At 54.5% G+C, this 5,682-nt stretch carries 4 protein-coding genes; 2 read left to right on the top strand and 2 right to left on the bottom strand.

The genetic code is table 11. The annotated features are described in order from the left end of the window. Positions 1-191 precede the first annotated feature (191 nt). Positions 192-1,208 (top strand): ABC transporter permease, encoded by a 1,017-nt coding sequence (locus L5220_RS13790; protein WP_499574205.1) that lies wholly within the window; start codon positions 192-194, stop codon positions 1,206-1,208. 45 nt (positions 1,209-1,253) lie between these two features. On the opposite strand, the gene L5220_RS13785 is transcribed toward L5220_RS13790, so the two are convergent. Beyond that, complete coding sequence (locus L5220_RS13785) at positions 1,254-2,543, bottom strand: sensor histidine kinase (RefSeq protein ID WP_499574202.1); 1,290 nt, start codon at positions 2,541-2,543, stop codon at positions 1,254-1,256. Positions 2,544-2,606: 63 nt separating this feature from the next. Beyond that, entirely contained in the window at positions 2,607-3,614 is a 1,008-nt protein-coding gene (obgE, locus tag L5220_RS13780) for a GTPase ObgE (RefSeq protein WP_499574204.1), read from the bottom strand. Between the two features lie 118 nt (positions 3,615-3,732). On the opposite strand from obgE, the gene murJ reads away from it, so the two are divergent. Further along, on the top strand, positions 3,733-5,298 hold the full coding sequence (gene murJ / locus L5220_RS13775) for a murein biosynthesis integral membrane protein MurJ (protein WP_499574201.1): 1,566 nt from the start codon (positions 3,733-3,735) through the stop codon (positions 5,296-5,298). Positions 5,299-5,682 lie beyond the last annotated feature (384 nt).

Genomic DNA, 5,682 nt, shown 5'->3' with positions numbered 1-5,682 from the left:
TCTTCCGATCWCWTAAGAAATGAAGCCTTGCGGATATTGGAGTTAGGAACTAGCTCTACTGCCTTTGGGAGGGGACGTAAGACATCTGGTAAAACTTCGGTTTTGCTAGATGCTGTCCCCGTTGAACAAGGAAGCCGCTTATCTATCGCGTAGCGATGATGAGCGGTAGTTCACCTGATAAGTAGGAGACCATAACGCTGAACGCTGTTAGCCGCCACGTCCAAAACGCGCTTCGGGATGGTACTGCCCGGCTGCTGCTAAAACGCTTGGGGGAAGCCCTGATTACACTGTTGCTGGCCTCTGCCCTTAGCTTCGCCATTATGCAGTTAGCCCCTGGGAATTATCTAGATAACCTCAAAGCGGATCCGCAAATTTCCCTAGAGCGGTTGCAGGAGCTAGAGCGGCAGTTTGGGCTAGATAAATCGCCAGTGGAGCAATACGTGCGTTGGCTGTGGCAAATTATTCGCTATGGTAATTTTGGCACGAGCTTTGTCTATCAGCGATCGGTGGCCTCTCTGTTGTGGGAGCGGCTCCCGGCAACGCTGCTGCTGTCGTTGAGTTCCATTGTGCTAACGTGGGGGGTGGCGATTCCCTTGGGAATTTGGGCCGCCGTCAACCAAGACCGCTGGAGCGATCGCCTCTTGCGGATTCTCAGCTACCTTGGCCAAGGCTTTCCCAGCTTTATTACGGCGCTGTTGCTGCTCTTTTTAGCCCAGAGTACACCGCTGTTTCCGGTGGGGGGCATGACTAGCCTCTACTACGATGACCTGCCGTGGGTGGCTAAGGTGCTCGATATTGGCTGGCACTTAATCTTACCCACCCTAGCGTTGACCTTGACGAGCTTTGCTGGGTTGCAGCGGTTGATGCGGGGGAATTTGCTGGATGTGCTGCGGCAAAACTATATTCAAACGGCTCGCGCCAAGGGCTTACCGGAGTCACGGGTGATTTACGTCCATGCCCTCCGCAATGCCATTAACCCCCTGATTACGCTCCTAGGGTTTGAGTTTGCTAGCTTGTTGAGCGGTGCCTTTATTGCCGAGTTTTTCTTTAACTGGCCGGGGTTGGGGCGCTTAATTTTACAGGCGGTGACCGCTCAGGACATTTACGTGGTGATGGCTAGCCTAATGATGGGGGCACTGATGCTGATTATCGGCAACTTGTTGGCGGATCTGTTGCTGAGGTGGGCAGATCCGCGCATTACAGATTAGTACACATTAGCGCTGGGTCAACCGTGGTAAAGCAGCAGCGTATCGCTACCCTTGGCGATCCTTGGCTGGTGTCGGTAACAAAATTGTAAATTTTGTACCTTGCCCTACCTCACTCTCAACCTGAATTTGACCCCGATGCGCCTGAACAATGGATTGGGCGATCGCCAACCCAAGCCCCGTTCCCGGTAATGCTGTGCCCTGCAAACGATAGAACCGATCAAACAAGCGGGGTAACTCACTCGCCGGAATGCCTCTGCCATTGTCAGCAATCACAACACGGTAATACTTCCCCTGTTGATCTAGGGTGATGTGAATGGTACCGCCCTCAGGGGTATATTGCACCGCATTGTTCACAATATTTGTCAGCAACCGACTGAGATGATCTGGATTTCCCCAAACGAAGTACGCTTGCTGCTCTGGCACGGTTACGGGGGGATCCGCAATATTAAGGCACAGTTCCATCGCTTTTTGCTGCATTAATGGCTCTTGTTCCTCCACAACGGCTAAGAGCAATGCATCGAGGTGGCACGGCTGCGGGTTCAAGGGCACCATGCCGCTCTCCTGTCGGGCTAAAAACAAAAGATCATCCACCAAGCGGCTAAGGCGGCGGCTGAGGCGTTCAATCACCTGTAATTGTTGCTGCTGCGTTGCTGGATCAGCGGTGGCTAGGGCTACTTGCACATTGGTTTGGATCAGTGCCACGGGATTACGCAGTTCATGGGACGCATCTGCTGTAAACTGCTTGAGGTAGGCGTAGGATTCCTGCAGCGGGGCGATCGCCAAGCGGGCAAGAAMCCAGCCACTAATACTGACAAGAATTAATGCTACCGTAGCTCCCAAAAGCAAATCCCACAGCAGCGCTTGACTGGGTTGAGTAACCTCAAACCATGGGTGGCTTACGCGCAAATATCCCAAGAGGCGATCGCCCACAACCAACGCCACGGTCATTTGCCGCAACCAGCGATCGCCCCCCATCGGAACTGTTTCTGGGGTGCGGCTCAAATGCAAGGGTAGGTTCAGCGGTTCCGCAAACGTACTCCACGCCAACTGCCGATTTGGGTCAAACCCCTCTAAATCAATGTGGTCATCTTCAAGGGCTGCGCTTGTTAGGGGATCACTTCCCAAACTTTTTTGCCAATCAATGACCTCTGCGGTGCCCGTCTCAATCACCAACGCCCGGCTGACCACCTCTACCACATGGCTGAGCGTATCATCAATCCGTTCGATAAGGGTGCCGCGCACATAGAGGAAGAAGCCCGTTGCAAAAATTAATAGCAAGAGTGCCGTCACACCAACGTACCAAAGGGCAAGACGGCATTGAATCGCTCGAAACATAATCCCTAACTCTAGGGTAACGGTAACCAGTCTCCACTAGACACAGAGGCAGCCCAATAGAGCTTAGCCATTCCTCAGGGTGGCCAAGTTGAGTTGTGCCCACACCGCTTGCAGCATCGGTTCCACACCTTGGCGGGTGGCGGCAGAAATAGCAAAGACCGGCTGGCAAATATGGGTGGCGAGTGCCTGCTGTCTCTCATCGATCTCTTCAGGGTCAAGGGCATCAATTTTGTTGAGCACCACAATTTGCGGACGCTCCCCTAAGCCATGGCCGTAGGCCACCAGTTCAGCGCGGATGGTGTCATAGGCGGCAATGACATCCGTTGCTGTCGCATCAATAAGGTGCAGTAAGAGCCGAGTGCGCTCGATGTGGCGCAAGAACTCATGCCCTAGACCGGTTCCTTGGTGAGCACCCGCAATCAGGCCAGGAATATCGGCAAAGACGGTGCCATCGCCATTGGGCCGGCGCACAACCCCCAAATTGGGGACAAGGGTCGTAAACGGATAATCGGCAATTTTTGGCCGTGCCGCTGAGAGAACAGAAATCAGTGTGGATTTGCCGGCGTTGGGCAGGCCAATAATTCCCACCTCAGCTAACAGCTTGAGTTCTAGGCGCAGGTGTCGCTCTTCGCCCTCTAGCCCCGGTAAGGCATAGTCCGGTGCCCGCTGTTGATTGCTGAGGAAGTGTTTATTTCCCAGCCCTCCTTTGCCGCCTTTGGCAACTTGTAGGGTTTGCTCTGGGGTGGTTAAATCTCCTAACAGTTCTTCTGTGTCAGCATCCCACACCATGGTGCCACAGGGTACTTCAATGATGAGATCGGCGCCAGAAGCACCCGTACGATTACTCGGACCACCCCGCTGACCCGCTTCGGCTTTGAACGTGTGGGCATAGCGAAAGTCTAGGAGTGTTTGCAGATGAGGCACGGCTTTGAGGATGACGGAACCGCCGTTGCCGCCATTGCCGCCCGCCGGCCCGCCCGCCGGCACGTATTTCTCACGACGAAAGGCAACAATGCCATCGCCCCCCTTCCCCCCTTTGACATGAATTTCCGCAAGATCAATAAATTGCATCCCTAGCGCAGATACGTTGGAGCGCAGCATTTCCATTGTATCGCTGCCTTGGCTATGCGGCGGGAGCATTCGTTGCTACGATCGCCGACGAACGAGTGACTCGAGGCTAGCCTACCGCGTGGAAAAACCCCAACGATCCCTTGCCCACATTGCCACGATTGTTGCCATTGCCACCCTCCTGAGTAAGCTGGCCGGTCTGGTGCGACAGCAGGCGATCGCCGCCGAGTTTGGTGTGGGGGCAGCCGTGGATGCCTATAGCTACGCCTACGTGATTCCGGGGTTTCTGTTTGTGCTCCTAGGCGGCATTAACGGCCCCTTTCACAGTTCCATTATTAGCGTGGTGCTCAAGCAACCACCGGAAAAGGCGGCTCCCTTAGTGGAAACCATTACCACCGTTGTGGGGGGGCTGCTGCTACTGCTGACCGCACTGCTAATGCTTTTTGCGGAGCCACTGGTGCACCTCATTGCCCCCGGTGCCAGTCCCGACATTCAGGCTCTAGCGGCAGAACAGTTCCGGATCATGGCTCCCTTGGCGGTACTTTCGGGGTTGATTGGCATCGGCTTTGGCACCCTCAACGCTGCGGATCAGTACTGGCTGCCCTCTATTAGCCCCCTGTTGTCGAGCTTGACCGTAATTATCGGCATTTGGTTTTTTGCGGATACGTTTGGGCCGGCGGTCTTGGCGTGGGGCACGCTAGCAGGGGGCATATTGCAGTGGCTGGTGCAAATTCCGGCACAGTGGCAGGCGGGAATGGGTACCCTGCGGCTACGGTTTGATCTGAATCGCCCGGAGGTGCGTGAACTCATCCGGCTGATGGGACCTGCCACCCTCTCGTCGGGGATGTTATTGATCAGTGTCTATATCAGCCTCTTTTTTGCCTCTCAGTTACCCGTAGGGGCGGCCTCTGCCCTGGGCTATGCCCAACTGCTGTTTTTAACTCCCTTGGGGATTCTCTCCAACGTCATCCTTGTGCCCTACATGCCGATTTTTTCGCGGCTGGCACGCCCAGATCAGTGGTCTGACCTCAAAGAGCGTATTCGTCAGAGCTTAGTGCTGACCGCTTTGAGTATGATGCCCCTCGGTGCCATTATGGCGGCCTTGGCATTGCCAGCGGTACGGGTGGTTTATGAACGCCGCGCCTTTGATTTCGCTGCCTCTCAGTTGGTGGCAGCGCTGTTGCTAGTGTATGCCATCGGTATGTTCTTTTACTTGGCACGGGATGTGATTGTGCGGGTGTTCTATGCTCTTGAGGATGGCCGTACTCCACTTTACGTGACGCTGTGGGGATTGGCCTTTAATGCTCTGTTTTGTTTTTTCTTTACCAATGCTTTTGGGGCGATCGGGCTAGCGATGGCTACTGTGGGGGTAAATACCGTCTCGCTGATTGCCTTAGTCTGGATTTTGCAACGCCGCCTAGGGGGGTTGCCGTGGCGGCAACTTGTCCCGCCTCTGCTGGGGGTGGCATTGGCCAGTGGCCTCGGTGGTCTTACGGCATGGGGCACTCTTCACGGTTTGGAATGGCTGTGGGGGCGCGAAGGGGTGGTGATCCAGTTGCTGCAGTTGGCGATCGCCGGCAGTATGGGTCTTGGCATATTTAGCATTGCCATTGCACCCTTGAGGCTGCCAGAGCTGGATTTCTTTTTGGCCAAGATACGGAAAGTGCTGCCCAAGCACAAGCCCTAGCAGTCAGCACTGTAATGTTCTGAGTAGCCGCAGGAGCGAGCTAAGAAAGTTCTTGGCTGAGTTTAATTGCCAGTAAAATTTGCGCTGTTCACAATGGGGCAGGGTTCACCGAAAACCTCCGAGAAGCCCCGCACCTTCAGGTCGGGGAGGGACAGGAGCGGCAATTGAGAGGGGTTCAATACCCCCGAAATTGCCAGGTTTAGTACGCTTGTTTTTCATAGTCACGGGTGAGAATATAAAAGGATGAAACAAACTCTGACACTAGTTTGCAAACTTGCAACCACACCCGAACAAAATGCCAAGATTGAGGCATTGCTTCAGGCGTTTGCTGCTGCTTGCAACTATGCCAATGAGCGCGTCAAACCCAAAACAACCAAGATCGGA

This window comes from Synechococcus sp. PCC 6716 (assembly GCF_022570815.1).
GTDB classification, from domain to species: Bacteria; Cyanobacteriota; Cyanobacteriia; order Thermosynechococcales; family Thermosynechococcaceae; genus Thermosynechococcus; species Thermosynechococcus lividus.
The sequence above is the reverse complement of the archived record's forward strand: the minus strand, read 5'-3'. Positions and strand labels throughout refer to the sequence as shown.